Here is a 17,145-nt window from a genome sequence, read left to right as displayed (position 1 = left end):
GCGAGCAGTCGTGCCGCTGGGGCGGCTCGGGTGGGCGCAGGGGCACCCCGCTCCGCCGGGTTGCGGGCCCGCCTCGCCCCGGCACAACGACCGTCACATGCGCGACACGTTCCGCTCGTACACCAGTCGCAACCCGATCAGCGTCAGCCACGGCTCGTGCTCGTCGATGACCGACGACTCGCCCAGGACCATCGGTGCCAGACCACCCGTCGCGATGACCGTGACGTCGTCCGGGTCCTCCGACAGCTCGCGGGCCACGCGGTTGACGACCCCGTCGACCTGCCCGGCGAAGCCGTAGATGATGCCCGACTGCATCGCCTCGACCGTGTTCTTGCCGATGACGCTGCGGGGCCGGGCCACCTCGATCTTGCGGAGCTGGGCGCCGCGGACGCCGAGGGCCTCGACGGAGATCTCGATACCGGGGGCGATGACCCCGCCGACGTACTCGCCGCGCGCGCTGACCGCGTCGAACGTCGTCGCTGTGCCGAAGTCGACGACGATCGCGGGGCCGCCGTAGAGCTCGACCGCCGCGACCGCGTTGATGATGCGGTCCGCGCCGACCTCCTTGGGGTTGTCCATGAGGATCGGGACGCCCGTCTTGACGCCCGGTTCGACGAGGACCGCCGGGACGTCGCCGTAGTAGCGGCGCGTCACCTCGCGGAGCTCGTGCAGGACCGAGGGGACGGTCGCGCAGATGGCGATGCCGTCGATGCCGTCGCCCAGTTCGTCACCGAGGAGCGGGTGCATGCCCATCAGGCCCTGGAGGAGGACCGCCAGTTCGTCGGCGGTGCGGCGCGCGTCCGTGGAGATGCGCCAGTGTTCGACGATGTCCTCGCCGTCGAACAGGCCCAGGACGGTGTGGGTGTTTCCTACGTCGATCGTCAGCAGCATGGCCCGTACCCGCTCCCCTACTCCGCCGGCCGCAGATCCAGGCCGACGTCCAGGATCGGCGAGGAGTGGGTGAGGGCTCCGACGGCCAGGTAGTCGACGCCGGTTTCCGCGTAGGCCCTGGCGTTGCCGAGGGTCAGGCGGCCCGAGGCCTCCAGGGCGGCGCGGCCCTGGACGAGGGCGACCGCCTCCTCGCACTCGCCCGGCGTGAAGTTGTCCAGGAGGATCAGGTCCGCGCCGGCGTCCAGGACCTCGCGGAGCTGGTGCAGGGTGTCGACCTCGACCTCGATGGGGACGTCGGGGAAGCGTTCGCGGACCGCCTTGAAGGCCTGGGCGACGCCGCCCGCGGCGACCACGTGGTTGTCCTTGACGAGGGCCGCGTCCGAGAGGGACATGCGGTGGTTGACGCCGCCGCCGCAGCGGACCGCGTACTTCTCCAGGGAGCGCAGGCCGGGTGTCGTCTTGCGGGTGTCGCGGACCTTGGCCTTGGTGCCGTCCAGGACGTCCGCCCACGCGCGCGTGGCCGTCGCGATGCCCGACAGGCGGCACAGGATGTTCAGCGCGCTGCGCTCGGCCGTGAGGAGGTCGCGGGTGCGGGTGGTGACCGACAGGAGCTTCTGGCCCGCCGCGACGCGGTCGCCGTCCTCCGCGTGGCGCTCGATCTCGAGTTCCTCCTCGCAGACGACCGAGATGACCGCTTCGGCGATGCGCAGGCCGGCCACGACGCCCGCCTCGCGGGCCGTGAAGTCGGCGGTGGACACCGCGTCCTCGGGGATCGTCGCCACCGTCGTCACGTCCACGCCGTGGGCCAGGTCTTCCTGGAGGGCCACGTTGGCGATGTCCTCGACCTCGACGGGGTCGAGGCCGGCGTCGGCCAGGAGCTGGGCGAGTGCGGGGTCCAGGCCGCACTCCAGGTACGCCTCGTCGTCCGCGCCGCAGGCGCAGCCGTCGCCGCAGCCTCCGGACGAGGCGAGGGGAAGGTCGGGGGTGCTCACGTCGGTCACTGCTCCTGAGGGGCCTGGGGCGGGAGGGTCGTAGGGAAGTCTGTGGTGTCCGTGGTGTGCACGGCCAGCGTGCGGTCGGGGTTCAGGCGTACGACGATGTGGCGGCGCCAGGTGGTGTCGTCGCGTTCGGGGCGGTCCTCGCGCCAGTGGCAGCCCCGGGTCTCCTCGCGCAGCCGGGCCGCGGTGACCAGGACGCGGGCCACGCACAGCAGGTTGGTGGCCTCCCAGGTGTCGACGCCGGCCTCGGCCGTCTTGCCGTTCTCGGCGAGGGCGTCGCGGGCGTCGGTGTGCAGTTGCTGGAGCTGGTCGGCGGCCTTGGTGAGGGACTCCGCGGAGCGCAGGACACCGGCCCCGTTCGTCATGATCCGCTGGATCGCGAAGCGGGCCTCCGGGGTGAGCAGGGGGTGCTCGGGGGTCTCCGGGTGCGGCAGCGGCTGCGGCACGCGGGCCTCGACGCCGTTCGCCGCGATGTCGGCGGCGATGCGCTCGGCGTAGACCAGGCCTTCGAGGAGGGAGTTGGAGGCCAGGCGGTTGGCGCCGTGCACGCCGGTGCAGGCGACCTCGCCGCACGCGTACAGGCCGGGGACGGTCGTACGGCCCCGGGAGTCGGTGCGGACGCCGCCGGAGGCGTAGTGGGCGGCCGGGGCGACCGGGATGGGCTCGGTGACCGGGTCGATGCCGTGGGCGCGGCAGGCGGCGAGGATCGTCGGGAAGCGGTGTTCCCACATGTCGGCGCCGAAGTGCCGGGCGTCGAGGAACATGTGCTCGGCGTCCTGCTCCTGCATGCGGCGCGTGATGCCCTTGGCGACGATGTCCCGCGGGGCGAGTTCGGCCAGTTCGTGCTGCCCCCGCATGAAGCGCACGCCGTCGGCGTCGACCAGGTGGGCGCCCTCGCCGCGCACCGCCTCGGAGACCAGGGGCTGCTGGCCCTCAGCGTCGGAGCCCAGGAAGAGGACCGTCGGGTGGAACTGGACGAATTCCAGGTCGCTCACCTCGGCGCCCGCGCGCAGCGCCAGGGCCACGCCGTCGCCCGTGGAGACGGACGGGTTGGTCGTCGCCGAGAAGACCTGGCCCATGCCGCCGGTGGCCAGGACCACCGCCGGGGCGTGGACCGCGCCCACGCCGTCGTGCTGGCCCTCGCCCATGACGTGCAGGGTGACGCCCGCCGTGCGGCCCTCGGCGTCGGTGAGGAGGTCCAGGACGAGAGCGTTCTCGACCGTGCGCAGACCACGCGCGCGTACGGCCTCGACCAGGGCCCTGGAGATCTCGGCACCGGTGGCGTCGCCGCCAGCGTGGGCGATGCGGCGGCGGTGGTGGCCGCCCTCGCGGGTGAGTTCCAGGCGGCCCTCGGAGGACTCGTCGAACTGGGCGCCGGTCTCGATGAGGCGGCGTACGGCGTCGGGGCCTTCGGTGACGAGGATGCGCACCGCTTCCTCGTCGCACAGGCCCGCGCCCGCGACCAGGGTGTCGTCTAGGTGCTGTTCGGGGGTGTCGCCCTCGCCGAGGGCCGCGGCGATGCCGCCCTGGGCCCAGCGGGTGGAGCCGTCGTCCAGGCGGGCCTTGGTGACGACGACGGTGGTCAGGCCGGCCGCCTCGCAGCGCAGGGCGGCGGTGAGGCCGGCGACGCCGGAGCCGACGACGACCACGTCCGCGGAGATGGACCACCCGGGGGCGGGCGCGTGCAGTCGTATGCCTGTGCTGGTCACGAGGCGGCTCCGAAGGTGAGGGGAACGTTGTCGATCAGCCGGGTCGTCCCGACCCGGGCGGCGACGGCGAGGACCGCCTCGCCGGTGAAGTCGTCCCCGATCTCGGTGAAGTCGGACGGGTCGACCAGGGCGAGGTAGTCCAGCACGAGCGGCGGATCGAGGCGGGCGGCCTCGTCGAGGACCTGGCGGGCGGCCGCGCGGACGGCGGACGGGCCGCCCGGGACGGCCGTCGCGACGGCGTGCGCGTCCGCTGCCGCGCGGGACTCCCCTATGGCGCTGAGGGCCTCGGCACGCGCGCGTGTGGCGGGCACCTCGCGGGCCCGGGCGCGCAGCGCCTCCTGCGCGGCGTGCCGGTCCTGGCCCGCGAACAGGGCGCTGGACAGCGCGAGGGCGGTGCGTCGCTCGGCGGGCGAGAGGTAGCGGTTGCGGCTGGACAGGGCCAGGCCGTCCTCCTCGCGGACGGTGGGGACGCCGACGATCTCCACGCCGAAGTTCAGGTCCCGCGCCATGCGGCGGATCAGGGCGAGCTGCTGGGCGTCCTTCTGGCCGTACAGGGCGACGTCGGGGCGGGTGAGGTGCAGCAGCTTGGCGACGACCGTGAGCATGCCGTCGAAGTGGCCGGGGCGGGAGGCGCCCTCCAGCCGCTCGCCCATGGGGCCCGCGGTGATGCGGACCTGGGGCTCGCCGCCGGGGTAGACCTCGTCGACGGCCGGGGCGAACACGACGTCCGCGCCCGACTCCCCGGCCAGCTTCACGTCGGCGTCCAGGGTGCGCGGGTAGCGGTCGAGGTCCTCGCCCGCGCCGAACTGGAGCGGGTTGACGAAGACGGTGACGACGACCTCGCCGTCGGGTCCGGCGAGGGCGCGCGCGGTGCGGATCAGCGTGGCGTGGCCCTCGTGCAGCGCGCCCATGGTCATCACCACGGCGCGGCGGCCCGCACGCGCGCGTGCGTGCAGTTCGGCGGCGGTGCTGAGCAGGGTCGTGGTCATCGGGTGTCCCCTTCGGTGCCGTCGGTCCCGTGGGCGAGTACCCCGAGGAGGTCCTCGGCGAGCTCCGGCTTCAGCAGGCCGTGGGCCAGGGCCCGGTCGGCGGTCGCGCGGGCCATCGCCAGGTAGCCGTCGACGGCCTGTGGGGCGTGCCGGCGCAGCTCGGTGACGTGCGCGGCGACCGTGCCCGCGTCGCCGCGCGCGACCGGGCCCGTGAGGGCCGCGTCGCCGGAGCGCAGGGCGTTGTCCAGGGCCGCGCCGAGCAGCGGGCCGAGCATCCGGTCGGGGGCCGAGACACCGGCCGTGCGCAGCAGCTCCAGGGACTGGGCGACCAGCGTGACCAGGTGGTTGGCGCCGAGGGCGAGGGCCGCGTGGTAGAGCGGCCGGTTCTCCTCGGCGATCCACTCCGGCTCGCCGCCCATCTCGATCACCAGGGCCTCGGCGGCCAGCCGCAGCTCCTCGGGCGCCGTGACGCCGAAGGAGCAGCCGGCCAGCCGCTGGACGTCGACGGGCGTGCCGGTGAAGGTCATCGCGGGGTGCAGGGCGAGCGGCAGGGCGCCCGCGCGCAGGGCGGGGTCGAGCACCCGCGCGCCGTACCGCCCGGAGGTGTGGACGAGCAGTTGTCCCGGTCGTACGGACCCGGTGTCGGCGAGGCCCGCGACCAGCTCGGGCAGGGCGTCGTCGGGAACCGTCAGCAGGACCAGGTCGGCCCGCTGGAGGACCTCGGCGGGCGGCATCACCGGCACGTCGGGCAGCAGTTGCGCGGCGCGGCGCCGGGAGGTCTCGGAGACCGCGGAGACGGCGACCGGGCGGTGCCCGGCGAGCTGGAGGGACGCGGCCAGTGCGGGTCCCACGCGGCCGGCGCCGACGACGCCGACGGTGAGCCGCGCGGGGCGGTCCCTGGGGTCTGGCTGTGGGGTTGTGTTCACTCGACGGCGGCCTTCCCGTTCCAGTCCGCTCCGGGTACCGGACGATTTCTCGTCATGTTAACGCGATCGGTTCGAGGGGCGTCCGGTTGTCCACAGGGTGTGCGTCACACGCATCGCACAGGCGCCCGGGCGTACGGAAATCCGGGTGCCCGGCCGCACACGCGCGCGGGATGATCCGGGCCATGAGCGACATGGCGGATCAGGACGAGCAGGCGGCCGGGCGACGGTCGGACGAGGACCGGCCGGACGAGGACCTCAGGTCACAGCTCCGGGAGCGGCGGCTGGCCGCCCACCGCGGCGCACGGCGGGTGTTCGCGCGCTTCGCCTTCCACAAGACGCTCCGGGAGCGGCTGGCCGAGCTGGACGGGGCGCAGGACCTGTACGACCTGGACGAGCGGTCCGACGTGTACGGCGACGGCGTCGTCGAGGCGCTGGAGACGAAGGTCGCCGCACTGCTCGGCACCGAGGCCGCCGCGTTCTTCCCGACGGGCACGATGGCCCAGCAGGTGGCGCTGCGCTGCTGGGCGGGCCGCACCGGCGACCCGACCGTCGCCCTGCACGCGCTCAGCCATCCCGAGGTGCACGAGCGGAACGCGTTCAGGGAGGTCGGCGGCCTGCGGCCGGTGCGCGTGACCAGCGAGCCGCGGCTGCCCACCGCCGCCGAGGTGCGCGACTTCGAGGAGCCCTTCGGCGCGCTGATGCTGGAACTGCCCCTGCGGGACGCCGGTTTCGTGCTGCCCTCCTGGGAGGAGCTCACCGAGGTGGTGGCGGCCGCGCGGGAGCGGGACGCGGTGGTGCACTTCGACGGGGCCCGCCTGTGGGAGTCCACGGTCCACTTCGGCCGCCCCCTGGAGGAGATCGCGGGCCTGGCCGACAGCGTCTACGTGTCGTTCTACAAGTCCCTGGAGGGGTTCGGCGGTGCGGCGCTCGCCGGTCCGGGGGAGCTCGTGGAGGAGGCGAAGGCCTGGCGGCACCGGTACGGCGGCCTGGTCTTCCAGCAGTTCCCGACGGCCCTGTCGGCGCTGGCCGGGCTGGAGCGGCAACTGCCCCGGCTGCCGGAGTTCGTCGCTCACGCGCGCGTGGTGGCCGCTGCCCTGCGCGAGGGGTTCGAGGCGGCCGGGGTGCCGTGGGCGCGCGTGCACCCGGAGGTGCCGCACACCCACGACTTCCAGGTGTGGCTGCCGTACGACGCCGACGTCCTCTCGGAGGCGGCGGTGCGGACGGCCGAGGAGACCGGCACCGTCCTGTTCTCCTTCGCCTGGGACCGGAGCGGGCCGGGCCTGGCCCGCACGGAGGTGCAGGTGCGGTCCGCCGGTCTCGAGTGGACCGCCGAGGACGTGAAGACGGCGGTCGCCGACTTCGTGGCCCGGCTGCCCGGGCGGATCAGCCGGTAGCGCGGCGCCTGGAGGGCAGCCACCGGCCCAGGGCGGTCCGGATCCGCTTCCGCCGGCGGGCCGGGCGCCCGGCGAGGACCGCCCGGAACTGCCGCTCGTCGCGCCATTCCCGTACGACCTGCCAGTCGTGCGTGCCCGGCGCGGGCGGGGCGGGCTCGTCGTGCTGCCGGGCGCGGTAGGTGTCGAGGAGGTACTGCTGCGTGATGCTCATGGTGGATCGCCTTTGCGGGACGGGGTGTTGGAGGTCCGAAGGCTCCGCGGCTGCCCCGGTGGTCCCACCGTGCGCCCGTGCCGGGGGCGGCGTCGCGTCGATTGACGAGGCCCGTCAATCGAGGGGGCGTTGTCAGTGGCGAGGTGCACCATGAGGTCATGAGCGTGCACATCGACATCGCCGGGTTGCGGCCGGAGCAGGTCGCCGTGGTGCCTTCGCCCCTGGCCGAGCTGGGCATGGCGCTGCACGCGCTGTCCGAGCCGGCACACCACCCGGGCCTGCAGGGCTGGGTGACGGGCGTGACCGCCCGGCTCGATCCGCATCTGGCCGACCGGATGTGCGAGGCCGACTTCCTGTGGCGGACGACGTTCTCGGACCTGTTCATGCCCTTCGCCGGCATCCCGGGCCGGAACACACTGCCGGGCGCCACGCTCGCCGAGGAACTGGACCTGCTGGACAAGCTGACGGACGAACAGTTCGTGGACGCGGCGCTGGAGTTCACGTGCTCACAGCCGTACTGCTCGCACGGTCCGGACGCGCTGTCCGACGCGGAGGTGCGTCGGCGCGCCCTGGAGCTGGCCGCCGCGCGCGGGCCGCAGCAGTTGCGGTTCAGCGAGCGGCTGCTGGCCGACCCGCCGAGGATCCGGGCGTGGCTGCGGCAGTTCCTGCAGGACTGCGACGCGGCGTTCTTCGCGGAGGCCTGGTCCCGGCTGCGCCACCAGCTCTCGGCCGACACCCGGCACAAGACGGACCTGCTCCGGCACAAGGGCCTGGCCGAGACGCTGGCCGCGGTGTCCCCGGCGGTGACGCTCGACGAGGCCGCCGCCGACATCGCGGTCGACAAGCTGGGCGAGGGCCGTACGACCACGGGGGACGGCGGCCTGCTGCTCGTCCCGACGAGCCTGGGCTGGCCCCATCTGGCGGTCCTGCACCGGTACGGCTGGCAGCCGGTGCTGCACTACCCGGTCGGCTCCCCCGAGCTCGCCGCCCCGCCCACGCTGGAGCAGCTGGCCCTGCGGATGACCGCGCTGTCCCACCCCGTGCGGATGCGCATCTGCCGCCATCTGGCCCGCAGCGCGTACACCACCGGCGAGCTGGCGCAGGTGCACGGCATGACGGCCCCGGAGATATCCCGGCATCTGGCCGTGCTGAAGAAGGCGGGCCTGATCACCACCCGCCGCCGCGGGCGTTACGTCCTGCACCAGCTGGACGTGACGGTGGTGGCCCGGCTCGGCAGCGAGTTCCTGGAGGGGATCCTGAGGTAGGGCCCGGGCGGCCGGGTCAGCCGAGCCCGCCGGCCCGCACCAGCCCCGTCTCGTAGGCCAGCACCACCACCTGCACCCGGTCCCGGAGCCCCAGCTTGGTCAGGATGCGGCCCACGTGCGTCTTCACGGTCGCCTCGGACAGCACCAGCCGGGCCGCGATCTCGCCGTTGGACAGGCCCTGCGCGACCAGCACCATGACCTCGCGCTCGCGCCCGGTGAGCCGCTCCAGTTCCTGGTGCCGGGGCTCCTTCGCGGTGCCCGGCAGCATCGGCGCGAAGCGGTCCAGGAGGCGTCGGGTGGTGGAGGGGGCGACGACCGCGTCCCCGCTGTGCACGGAGCGGATCGCGGCGAGGAGCTCCCCGGGCGGCACGTCCTTGAGCATGAAGCCGGAGGCGCCCGCCTTCAGCCCGGAGAAGGCGTACTCGTCGAGGTCGAAGGTGGTCAGGATGAGCACCTTCGGCGGGTCGGTGTCCGAGCAGATCCGGCGGGTCGCCTCCACCCCGTCGAGCTTCGGCATGCGGACGTCCATCAGCACCACGTCGACCTCGGTCGTGCGCAGCACCTGCAGGGCCTCGACACCGTCGCCCGCCTCCGCCACGACCTCCATGTCCGGCTGGGCGGCGAGCACCATCCGGAACCCGGTGCGCAGCAGCACCTGGTCGTCGACGAGCATCACGCGGATCGTCATCGGGGCCTCTTCCAGTCTCTGTTGCGGGTGGGAGCGTTGCGGGTGGGAGCGTTACAGGTGTCAGCGAGGGGCGTGTGCCGAGGTCAGCCGGTGGGTTTGAGCGGCAGCAGGGCACTGATGCGGAATCCTCCGCCCGGGCGCGGGCCGGCGTCCAGGGTGCCGCCGACCATGCCGACCCGTTCCCGCATGCCGATCAGGCCGTGGCCCTGGCCGTCGAACCCGCCCTCCTCGTACAGCTCGTGCGGGGCGCCCTTGCCGTCGTCCTCGACGAGCAGGCCGAGGCCGTCGTCGAAGTACACCAGGCGTACGCTCGCGCCCGCGCCCGGTCCGCCGTGCTTGCGGGTGTTGGTGAGCGCCTCCTGCACGATGCGGTAGGCGGTGAGCTCGACGCCGCTGGGCAGCGGGCGGGGGGTGCCCTCGACCTTGAAGTCGACGGGCAGTCCGTGCCCCCGGCACTGCTCGACGAGGTCCTCGATCTGCTGGACGTCGGGCTGCGGCACGTACTCGCCGCCCTCCTCGTGCTCCCCGGTGCGCAGCACGCCGAGCAGGCGGCGCATCTCGGCGAGGGCCTGGCGGCCGGTGGAGGAGATGGTCTCCAGGGCCTTCTTCGCCTGGTCGGGCGCGGCGTCGAGGACGTAGGCGGCGCCGTCGGCCTGCACCACCATCACCGAGACGTTGTGCGCGACCACGTCGTGCAACTCGCGGGCGATGCGGGCGCGTTCGGCGGCGACGGCGACCTTGGACTGGGCCTCGCGCTCCCTCTCCAGGCGGGCGGCCCGCTCCTCCAGCTGCGCGAAGTAGGCGCGGCGGGTGCGGATGGAGTCGCCGAGCACCCAGGCGAGGGCGAAGGGCACGGTCATGAAGACCGCCGCGGCGATGCCGGCCGCGACGCTCGTCTGGTCGTTCGGCCAGCGCAGGTGGGCCACGGGGGCCGCGCACAGGCCGGCGACCAGCGCGAAGCGGGAGGCCCAGCGCGCGCCCTCCGCCGCGACCGTGTAGACGATCACCAGCATGGCGAAGTCGTAGGGACCCATCTCGACATCGGTGATCAGCTGGGCCAGACCGACCGCGGTCGCGAGCAGCAGCATCTTCTCCGGCATGCGCCGGCGCAGCGCGACCACCAGGCACAACAGCAGCGAGAGCGGAACGGCGACGGCCGGGGAGCCGAATCCGCCCGACGCTCCGCCGACCACGGAAATCCCGAGGAGGACCACGGCCCACGAGCCGTCGACCCACATCGGGTGCCTGCGGAGGAAGTCATAGAGGCGCTGCACGTAACCCAGCGTAGGGAAGCGGGATAGGTGCAGGGGTCAACCGGAGGGCCGATCCGCACCGGGCGCGCGTACTCCGCAAGGTGGAGTTGCGTTCGTTGTGTCCGCATAGCCTGGCCCCGTGACAGCAGTGACGAGGGATGAGGGACCTCAGGGACCGGCGGGGCCGGGGTGGCGCGGGTGGCGTGCGGCGGCTCGGGAGGCCCTGTACGGGCCGGGCGGTTTCTACCGCCGGGCCGAGGGGCCGGCCGGGCACTTCCGTACGTCCGTGCACGCGTCGCCGCTGTTCGCAGGGGCCGTGGCGGGGCTGCTGTGCCGGGTCGACGAGGCGCTGGGACGGCCCGCGACGCTGGACTTCGTCGACATGGCGGCCGGGCGGGGCGAGCTGGCCGCCGGGGTGCTCGCCGCGCTCCCGGCCGATGTGGCGGAGCGCACGCGCGCGTACGCCGTCGAAGTCGCCGAGCGGCCCGCGGGCCTGGATCACCGGATCGAGTGGCTGGCCGAGCCGCCGCAGGGCGCGACCGGGCTGCTGTTCGCCAACGAGTGGCTGGACAACGTCCCGGTGGAGGTCGCCGAGGTGGACTCCGCGGGCGTGGCGCGGCTGGTGCTGGTCCGGGAGGACGGGACCGAACGGCTCGGGGAGCCGGTCGGCGGGGCGCGGGCGCGGTGGCTGGCGCGCTGGTGGCCGCTGTCCGGCGAGACGGGGCTGCGGGCCGAGATCGGCCTGCCCCGGGACGAGGCCTGGGCCTCGGCGGTCGCCACGCTCGACCGGGGGCTCGCCGTCGCCGTGGACTACGGGCACACGGCGGACGCGCGGCCGCCGTACGGGACGCTCACCGGCTTCCGGGAGGGCCGCGAGACGGCGGCCGTGCCGGACGGGTCGTGCGACATCACGGCCCATGTGGCGCTCGACGCGTGCGCGCTGCCCGGCGGGCGCCTGCTCCGGCAGCGCGAGGCACTGCGCGCCCTCGGCGTGACCGGCGCACGCCCCCCGCTCACGCTGGCGTCCACCGACCCCGCCGCCTACGTACGCGCCCTCGCGAGCGCCGGAGAGGCCGCCGAGCTCACCGCGACGGGCGGCCTGGGCGACTTCGGGTGGCTGGTGCAGCCGGTCGGGATCGGGGACCCGCTCCAGGACAGCTCCTAGGGACGCTACTTGTCGATGTCGCCCACGACGAAGAACATCGACCCCAGGATCGCCACCATGTCCGCGACCAGCGTCCCCGGCAGCAGCTCCGTCAGCGCCTGGATGTTGTTGTACGAGGCCGAGCGCAGCTTCAGCCGGTACGGCGTCTTCTCGCCCTTGCTGACCAGGTAGTAGCCGTTGATGCCGAGGGGGTTCTCGGTCCAGGCGTAGGTGTGCCCCTCCGGGGCCTTCAGGACCTTGGGGAGCCGCTGGTTGACCGGCCCGGGCGGCAGTTCGGCGAGCCGGTCGAGGCAGGCGTCGGCCAGGTCCAGGGCGTTGTGCGTCTGCTCCAGGAGGCACTCGAAGCGGGCGAGACAGTCGCCCTCCTGCCGGGTCACCACCTTCAGGGTGTCCTGGAGGTCGCCGTAGGCGAGATACGGCTCGTCCCGGCGCAGGTCGAAGTCGACGCCCGAGGCGCGCCCGATCGGCCCGCTCACCCCGTACGCGTGCACGGCCTCCGGCGAGAGCCTGCCCACGCCCCGGGTGCGGCCGCGGAAGATCTCGTTACCGAGCACCAGGTCGTCGAACCGGTCCATGCGGGAGCGCACGTCGGCGACTGCGGCACGCGCGCGCGTGGTCCACCCGGCCGGCAGGTCCTCCTTGAGACCGCCCACGCGGTTGAACATGTAGTGCATCCGCCCGCCGGAGACCTCCTCCATGACGTGCTGGAGCTCCTCGCGCTCCCGGAAGGCGTAGAAGATCGGGGTGATCCCGCCGAGCTCCAGCGGGTACGAGCCGAGGAACATGAGGTGGTTGAGCACCCGGTTCAGCTCGGCGAGCAGCGTACGCAGCCACACCGCGCGCTCGGGGACCTCCATGCCGAGCATCCGCTCCACGGCGAGCACCACGCCCAGCTCGTTGGAGAAGGCCGACAGCCAGTCGTGGCGGTTGGCGAGCATGATGATCTGCCGGTAGTCGCGCGCCTCGAACAGCTTCTCCGCGCCGCGGTGCATATAGCCGATCACGGGCTCCGCACGCGTGATGCGTTCGCCGTCCAGGACGAGCTTCAGCCGCAGCACGCCGTGCGTGGACGGGTGCTGCGGCCCGATGTTGAGCACCATGTCGGTGCTCTCCGCGGCGCCGCCGATTCCGACCATGGTCTCCGTCGTAGGAGTCATGGACACAGTCTCTCCTACGTACGCTGGCCTCATGGAGACGGGGAGCCCGCAGGACACGGGGCCGGCGGGGACAGAGGGCGCGGCGGGAACGCAGAGCGCGACGGGGGCAGAGGGCGCGGCGGAAACCGTCGGCGGCACCGCGGAGGCCGACGGAGGCACCGCGGAGGCGGCCGAGGACGGGCCGGTGTGGATCGCGCTGCCCCCCGGCCTGCTGAAGATGCGGCGGTTGCTGCTGGTGGTGTGGCTGGGGCTGATCAGCCTGGCCGCCGGGCTGGTGCCGGGCCTGCTGGCCGGTCCCGCCTGGGCCGCCTTCGCGCTGCCGCCGCTGGCGCTGATGGGCTGGGGCTGGGTGATGACCGGCCGCAACTGGCGCTCCTGGCGGTACGCCGAGCGCGCCGACGACCTGCTGATCAGCCGCGGTGTGCTGTGGCGCGAGGAGACGGTCGTGCCGTACGGGCGGATGCAGCTGGTCGAGGTCACCTCCGGGCCCGTGGAGCGGCACTTCGGGCTGGCCAGCGTGCAGCTGCACACGGCCGCCGCGGCGACCGACGCGACCATCCCGGGCCTGGACCCGGCCGAGGCCGAACGGCTGCGCGACCGGCTCACCGAGCTGGGCGAGGCCCGATCGGCGGGGCTGTGACAGCGCCCGACGCCGCCGGGGCCGCCGACGCCGGGAGCGGGATCGCGGAGCGGCGGCTGCACCCCGTCACACCGCTGAGGCGGGCCTGGGCCCCGGTCGCCGTGGTGATCGGCTGGGCGGTGCACGACCCCGACGGGGCGCAGCGCAATCTGAACCGGCTGGGCACGACCACGCTGCTGATCGGCCTCGCGGTGATCCTCCCGGCCGCCGCGCTGTACGGCTTCTGCTCCTGGTGGTTCACGCACTTCGCGGTGACCGAGACCGAACTGCGCATCCGCACCGGCCTCGTCTTCCGCCGCACCGCGCACATCAGGCTGGAGCGGATCCAGGCCGTCGACGTCACCCAGCCGCTGCTCGCGCGGGTCGCGGGCGTCGCCAAGCTCAAACTCGACGTCATAGGCACCGACAAGAAGGACGAGCTGGCCTTCCTGGGTGCGGACGAGGCGCGTGCGCTGCGGGCCGAACTGCTCGCCCGGGCGGCGGGATTCGCGCCCGAGACCGCGCACGAGGTCGGTGAGGCGCCGTCCCGGCAGATGCTGCGGGTGCCGCCCGGCGTCCTCGCCGTGTCGCTGCTGCTGAGCGGGGCGACCTGGGGGTCGCTGGCCGCCGCGCTCGTCGTGCCGCCGCTGCTGTGGCTGGCCACGGAGAGCGTGTGGACCGTCCTCGCCGTCGCCCTGCCGCTGCTGGGCGCCGCGGGCGCGAGCAGCGTGGGGCGGTTCGTCAGCGAGTACGACTGGACGGTGGCCGAGTCGCCCGACGGGCTGCGCATCGACCACGGCCTGCTGGACCGGGCCCATGAGACGGTGCCGCCGGGGCGGGTGCAGACCGTGCGGATCGTGGAGCCGCTGCTGTGGCGGCGGCGCGGCTGGGTGCGCGTGGAGCTCGACGTGGCGGGCTCCTCCAACTCGGTGCTGGTGCCGGTCGCCCCGCGCGAGATCGCGGAGGTCGTCGTCGCGCGCGTGCTGCCCGGCGTGACCGTGCCGGAGCAGGCGGCCCTGTCGCCGTCGCCGCGCCGGGCCCGGTGGTGCGTGCCGGTGTGGTGGCGCGGGTACGGGCTCGCCGTCACGGACGCGGTGTTCGCGGCGCGCTCCGGGCTGCTGCGGCGCAGCCTCGCACTGGTGCCGCACGCCAAGGTGCAGAGCGTACGGATGACGCAGGGGCCGTGGGAGCGGGCCCGGAGCGTGGCCGACGTGTGTGTGGACACGGGCGCGAACAAGACGGTGAGGGCACGGCTGCGGGACGCGACCGAGGCACGCGCGCTGCTGGCGGCACAGGCGGAACGGTCACGGACGGGGCGCAGGGACGCCCGGCCGGACCGCTGGATGGCGTGACCCGCCGGAAACGCGAAGGCCCCCCGGCCGCAGCCGGGGGGCCTTTTCAGCAGTGCCCGTGTCAGGAAACCGCGCTCCGCAGCCCCTGCACATCGATCTGCTCCGTCTCGTCATGCGCCGTCAGGTCGATGACCTGGCCGATCCCGCGCGACTCCTCGTCCGCGGGCTTGTACCCGGCCTCTGCCTCGGCCTTGTGCAGCGCGAGGGCCTCCTGGCCGACGACATCGGCCAGGTCCTCGTTCTGCACGGCCTCCAGGGCGGCTCGTGACGTGCCCTGCTTGGTGCCGAAGAAGTCGAACCCGCCTTCGGACAGGGGGCGTCGCACCGGCGTCTGCGGTACCACGGCCACAGCGGTCGGCACGGTGTAGTGACCTGAAGAGGCAGGCTGCGCAAGCCGCTCGGCCTCGGCTCCGGACTCGGCTCCGGCCGCCGTGGACGTACCGGCGGTCGCCCGCTCGTGCCCGGCGACCGCCTCGGACTGACCCTGCGGCTCGTCCTCCGGGTCCGCCTCCGACTGCTCCCGCCGGTCGTCCTTCCCGTCGTCCCCCGCAGGCTCCGCGTCGTCGCCCTTCGGTACGCCGTCGCCGTCGCCGCCCCCGTCCGGGTCCGGGGCCGAGTCGCTGTCGAGCCGGGCGAGCGCCGCCGCGGCACGCAGGAACAGCCGGGTGCCCTCCGGGGAGAACACCGCGGGAATCGCCGTCTGCTCGTCGACGGCGAGGCCCTCCGCCCCGCTGGTGGCACCCGCCTCGTCCGCCGGAGCGTCCGCCGTCCTGGCCGCCCCCGCGGGCAGCGCGGCCCGGACCGGAGCCGTCGCCTCGATCTCCAGCACCCGGCGTTCCTCCAGGACGCTCGCGCGCTCGGTCTCGGCGGTGGCGTACCGGCGCAGCAGAGAGGCGTGCTCGTTGCGCAGTCCGGCCAGTTCGGTGCGCTTGGCGCGCAGCCGCTGCTCCAGCTTCGCGCGCAGTTCGCGGGACTCCTCGAGGTCGGCCTCCAGTTCGGCGACCCGCTCCTCGAAGCGCCACTCGTCGCTCGCCCGCGCGCGCGTGAGGTCGGCGACGCGTTTGCCCGCCTGGATGTCCCAGCGGCGGAGCACGACCGCGCCGACGACCGCCGTCGCCGCGGCGGCCGCGGCCAGACCGCGGAGCACCATCGGCTCCGTGAACACCCAGGGCCCCAGGGCGCAGACGAGGGAGACGCCTGCGATCGCCGACGGGGGCAGCAGCCTGTGCAAGGGCGGGGAATGGCGGTGACGTCCACGTGGCATGGCCAGAAACTTACCGCGCGTAGGCGAATCTTGGTGACCCACCCCGCAAAACAAAGCCATACCGAAGTGTTCACACGGCACCGGAACTCGGGAAGAAGCGGAATCGGCCCCTCTTCCCATTCCCAAGATCATTTCCAAGGGCCGTTCAGCCGCTCGCCGATCCACTCCAGCGTCGCCGGAATCTCGCGCCGCCAGGTGTTGAAGTTGTGCCCGCCGCTCCCCAGGATGATCGACGAGATACGCGTCCGCCCGGTGGCTTCCACCCGCTCTATGAACCGCGTCGTTTCCTTGTAGTTGGACTCGCCCGATCTACTGCTGGTGACGAGCAGTGAGGTGTCGGGAGCGGGCCTGTGCTTGAGGTACCACCACAGGTCGGCGCGATTGCGGAGTTCCTTGTCGCCCTGGAAGAGATCGCCCGTGGTGGCGTCGATCGGCGCCTTGTAGTACGCGGACAAACCCGCCCCGGCGCCATACACACCGGGATGGTGCATGGCGATCTTCAAGGCGCAGTAGCCGCCCGTCGAGTTGCCGATGATGCCCAGACCGCCGGGCTTTTCGGCCACCCGGTAGTGCGTGCGCAACGCGTCGGGCAGATCCCTGGCGAAGAACGACTCGGTCTGCGGACCGCCCGGGACGTCCACGCACTCCGTGTCCCGGGGCGGCGCCACCGTGGGCCGCAGCATCACGAGGATCATCGGCCGCATCCGGCCCGCCCGGGCCAGTTCCAGTGCCGTGCGCGGGTAGTGGAGCTTCTCCACCAGCGCCGACGCCGTGCCCGGGTATCCGGTCAGCACGACGGCCGCGGGGAACGTACGGGTGCGGTACCGCGGCTGGAAATACTCCGGCGGCAGATAGACGTACGCGGGCGTGGCGATGTGCGTCGTACGGCCCACGATGTCGATCTGCTGGATCCGGCCGCCCGCCCGGGCACTCACCCCGGCCGCCCCCGGCACCCGGCGGGAGCCGACCACCCGTAACGGGCCGCCGCCCGACGCGTGGTCGACGACCACGCCCTGGTCCTTCTCCTGCCCGAACAGATCCGCCCAGCTCGCGTAGAAACCGAAGGACTGGTTGGCGGCGAGCCCCACCGCGGCGAACAGCGCCACCTGCGTGGCGAGCAGCAGGCCGATCCGCCCGCCCACGGCCCGCAGGCTTCGCCGGGCCAGGCGTGGCCACAGCCAGACCGTGCCGGCGAACAGCAGCACGGCGGACAGTACCGCCAGCACCAGCAGTTTGTTGCTCGTGAGACCCAGACCCATCGGTG

The 17,145-nt window shown here is 73.6% G+C and carries 16 protein-coding genes; 5 read left to right on the top strand and 11 right to left on the bottom strand.

Going from position 1 to position 17,145, the window contains the following annotated elements; translation table 11 throughout:
- Nucleotides 1-93 precede the first annotated feature (93 nt).
- The 5 genes from CCL05_RS03725 to CCL05_RS03705 are packed head-to-tail and all read right to left on the bottom strand — an operon-like array spanning nt 94 to nt 5,513.
- Entirely contained in the window at nt 94-891 is a 798-nt protein-coding gene (locus CCL05_RS03725) for a type III pantothenate kinase (RefSeq protein ID WP_010044343.1), read from the bottom strand.
- Nucleotides 892-908: 17 nt separating this feature from the next.
- A complete protein-coding gene (gene nadC / locus CCL05_RS03720) occupies nt 909-1,883 on the bottom strand; it encodes a carboxylating nicotinate-nucleotide diphosphorylase (RefSeq protein ID WP_086559041.1) in 975 nt (324 codons plus the stop codon).
- A 5-nt stretch (nt 1,884-1,888) separates the two neighbouring features.
- Nucleotides 1,889-3,598: an L-aspartate oxidase gene (locus CCL05_RS03715; protein ID WP_086559036.1), complete on the bottom strand. Its 1,710-nt coding sequence runs from the start codon at nt 3,596-3,598 to the stop codon at nt 1,889-1,891.
- Nucleotides 3,595-4,587, bottom strand: a complete 993-nt coding sequence (panC, locus tag CCL05_RS03710; protein WP_086559035.1) for a pantoate--beta-alanine ligase — start codon at nt 4,585-4,587, stop codon at nt 3,595-3,597. Before panC ends, CCL05_RS03715 begins: the two co-directional genes overlap by 4 nt.
- Complete coding sequence (locus tag CCL05_RS03705) at nt 4,584-5,513, bottom strand: Rossmann-like and DUF2520 domain-containing protein (protein WP_086559034.1); 930 nt, start codon at nt 5,511-5,513, stop codon at nt 4,584-4,586. Before CCL05_RS03705 ends, panC begins: the two co-directional genes overlap by 4 nt.
- Nucleotides 5,514-5,695: 182 nt before the next feature.
- Between CCL05_RS03705 and CCL05_RS03700 the strand changes: the two genes are divergently transcribed.
- Nucleotides 5,696-6,907 (top strand): threonine aldolase family protein, encoded by a 1,212-nt coding sequence (locus CCL05_RS03700; protein WP_086559040.1) that lies wholly within the window; start codon nt 5,696-5,698, stop codon nt 6,905-6,907.
- On the opposite strand, the gene CCL05_RS03695 is transcribed toward CCL05_RS03700, so the two are convergent.
- Nucleotides 6,897-7,118, bottom strand: a complete 222-nt coding sequence (locus CCL05_RS03695) for a hypothetical protein (protein ID WP_086559033.1) — start codon at nt 7,116-7,118, stop codon at nt 6,897-6,899. The genes CCL05_RS03700 and CCL05_RS03695 overlap by 11 nt on opposite strands.
- A 158-nt stretch (nt 7,119-7,276) precedes the next feature.
- Between CCL05_RS03695 and CCL05_RS03685 the strand changes: the two genes are divergently transcribed.
- Nucleotides 7,277-8,383, top strand: coding sequence for a DUF5937 family protein (locus CCL05_RS03685; RefSeq protein WP_086559032.1), 1,107 nt, complete (start codon nt 7,277-7,279; stop codon nt 8,381-8,383).
- A 16-nt stretch (nt 8,384-8,399) separates the two neighbouring features.
- Here CCL05_RS03685 and CCL05_RS03680 read toward each other — a convergent pair whose 3' ends face one another.
- Nucleotides 8,400-9,071 (bottom strand): response regulator transcription factor, encoded by a 672-nt coding sequence (locus CCL05_RS03680; protein WP_086559031.1) that lies wholly within the window; start codon nt 9,069-9,071, stop codon nt 8,400-8,402.
- An 83-nt stretch (nt 9,072-9,154) separates the two neighbouring features.
- Nucleotides 9,155-10,345, bottom strand: a complete 1,191-nt coding sequence (locus CCL05_RS03675) for a sensor histidine kinase (protein ID WP_086559030.1) — start codon at nt 10,343-10,345, stop codon at nt 9,155-9,157.
- Between the two features lie 118 nt (nt 10,346-10,463).
- Between CCL05_RS03675 and CCL05_RS03670 the strand changes: the two genes are divergently transcribed.
- On the top strand, nt 10,464-11,489 hold the full coding sequence (locus CCL05_RS03670) for an SAM-dependent methyltransferase (protein ID WP_086559029.1): 1,026 nt from the start codon (nt 10,464-10,466) through the stop codon (nt 11,487-11,489).
- 5 nt (nt 11,490-11,494) lie between these two features.
- On the opposite strand, the gene CCL05_RS03665 is transcribed toward CCL05_RS03670, so the two are convergent.
- Nucleotides 11,495-12,646 (bottom strand): NADH-quinone oxidoreductase subunit D, encoded by a 1,152-nt coding sequence (locus CCL05_RS03665; RefSeq protein ID WP_086559028.1) that lies wholly within the window; start codon nt 12,644-12,646, stop codon nt 11,495-11,497.
- Between the two features lie 31 nt (nt 12,647-12,677).
- Between CCL05_RS03665 and CCL05_RS03660 the strand changes: the two genes are divergently transcribed.
- Together CCL05_RS03660 and CCL05_RS03655 are read left to right on the top strand one after the other, a co-directional pair.
- Nucleotides 12,678-13,286, top strand: a complete 609-nt coding sequence (locus tag CCL05_RS03660; protein WP_244204146.1) for a PH domain-containing protein — start codon at nt 12,678-12,680, stop codon at nt 13,284-13,286.
- The gene (locus CCL05_RS03655) at nt 13,283-14,617 is read left to right on the top strand and encodes a PH domain-containing protein (protein WP_086559027.1); all 1,335 of its coding nucleotides are present in this window, start codon (nt 13,283-13,285) and stop codon (nt 14,615-14,617) included. The genes CCL05_RS03660 and CCL05_RS03655 overlap by 4 nt, the downstream gene beginning before the upstream one ends.
- 61 nt (nt 14,618-14,678) lie before the next feature.
- Here the strand turns inward: CCL05_RS03655 and CCL05_RS03650 are convergent, their stop codons facing one another.
- On the bottom strand, nt 14,679-15,881 hold the full coding sequence (locus CCL05_RS03650; protein ID WP_086559026.1) for a coiled-coil domain-containing protein: 1,203 nt from the start codon (nt 15,879-15,881) through the stop codon (nt 14,679-14,681).
- Between the two features lie 128 nt (nt 15,882-16,009).
- Nucleotides 16,010-17,134 (bottom strand): alpha/beta hydrolase, encoded by a 1,125-nt coding sequence (locus CCL05_RS03645; protein ID WP_086559038.1) that lies wholly within the window; start codon nt 17,132-17,134, stop codon nt 16,010-16,012.
- Nucleotides 17,135-17,145: the final 11 nt, after the last annotated feature.

The organism is Streptomyces africanus (genome assembly GCF_002150735.1).
Taxonomy (GTDB): Bacteria; Actinomycetota; Actinomycetes; order Streptomycetales; family Streptomycetaceae; genus Streptomyces; species Streptomyces africanus.
The sequence above is the reverse complement of the archived record's forward strand: the minus strand, read 5'-3'. Positions and strand labels throughout refer to the sequence as shown.

What these genes read in the sequence shown, in the direction of transcription:
- CCL05_RS03725 (WP_010044343.1), bottom strand. Translation starts at nt 891, where the DNA reads ATGCTGCTGACGATCGACGTAGGAAACACCCACACCGTCCTGGGCCTG.
- panC (WP_086559035.1), bottom strand. Translation starts at nt 4,587, where the DNA reads ATGACCACGACCCTGCTCAGCACCGCCGCCGAACTGCACGCACGCGCG.
- CCL05_RS03700 (WP_086559040.1), top strand. Translation starts at nt 5,696, where the DNA reads ATGAGCGACATGGCGGATCAGGACGAGCAGGCGGCCGGGCGACGGTCG.
- CCL05_RS03695 (WP_086559033.1), bottom strand. Translation starts at nt 7,118, where the DNA reads ATGAGCATCACGCAGCAGTACCTCCTCGACACCTACCGCGCCCGGCAG.
- CCL05_RS03685 (WP_086559032.1), top strand. Translation starts at nt 7,277, where the DNA reads ATGAGCGTGCACATCGACATCGCCGGGTTGCGGCCGGAGCAGGTCGCC.
- CCL05_RS03680 (WP_086559031.1), bottom strand. Translation starts at nt 9,071, where the DNA reads ATGACGATCCGCGTGATGCTCGTCGACGACCAGGTGCTGCTGCGCACC.
- CCL05_RS03665 (WP_086559028.1), bottom strand. Translation starts at nt 12,646, where the DNA reads ATGACTCCTACGACGGAGACCATGGTCGGAATCGGCGGCGCCGCGGAG.
- CCL05_RS03660 (WP_244204146.1), top strand. Translation starts at nt 12,678, where the DNA reads ATGGAGACGGGGAGCCCGCAGGACACGGGGCCGGCGGGGACAGAGGGC.
- CCL05_RS03650 (WP_086559026.1), bottom strand. Translation starts at nt 15,881, where the DNA reads ATGCCACGTGGACGTCACCGCCATTCCCCGCCCTTGCACAGGCTGCTG.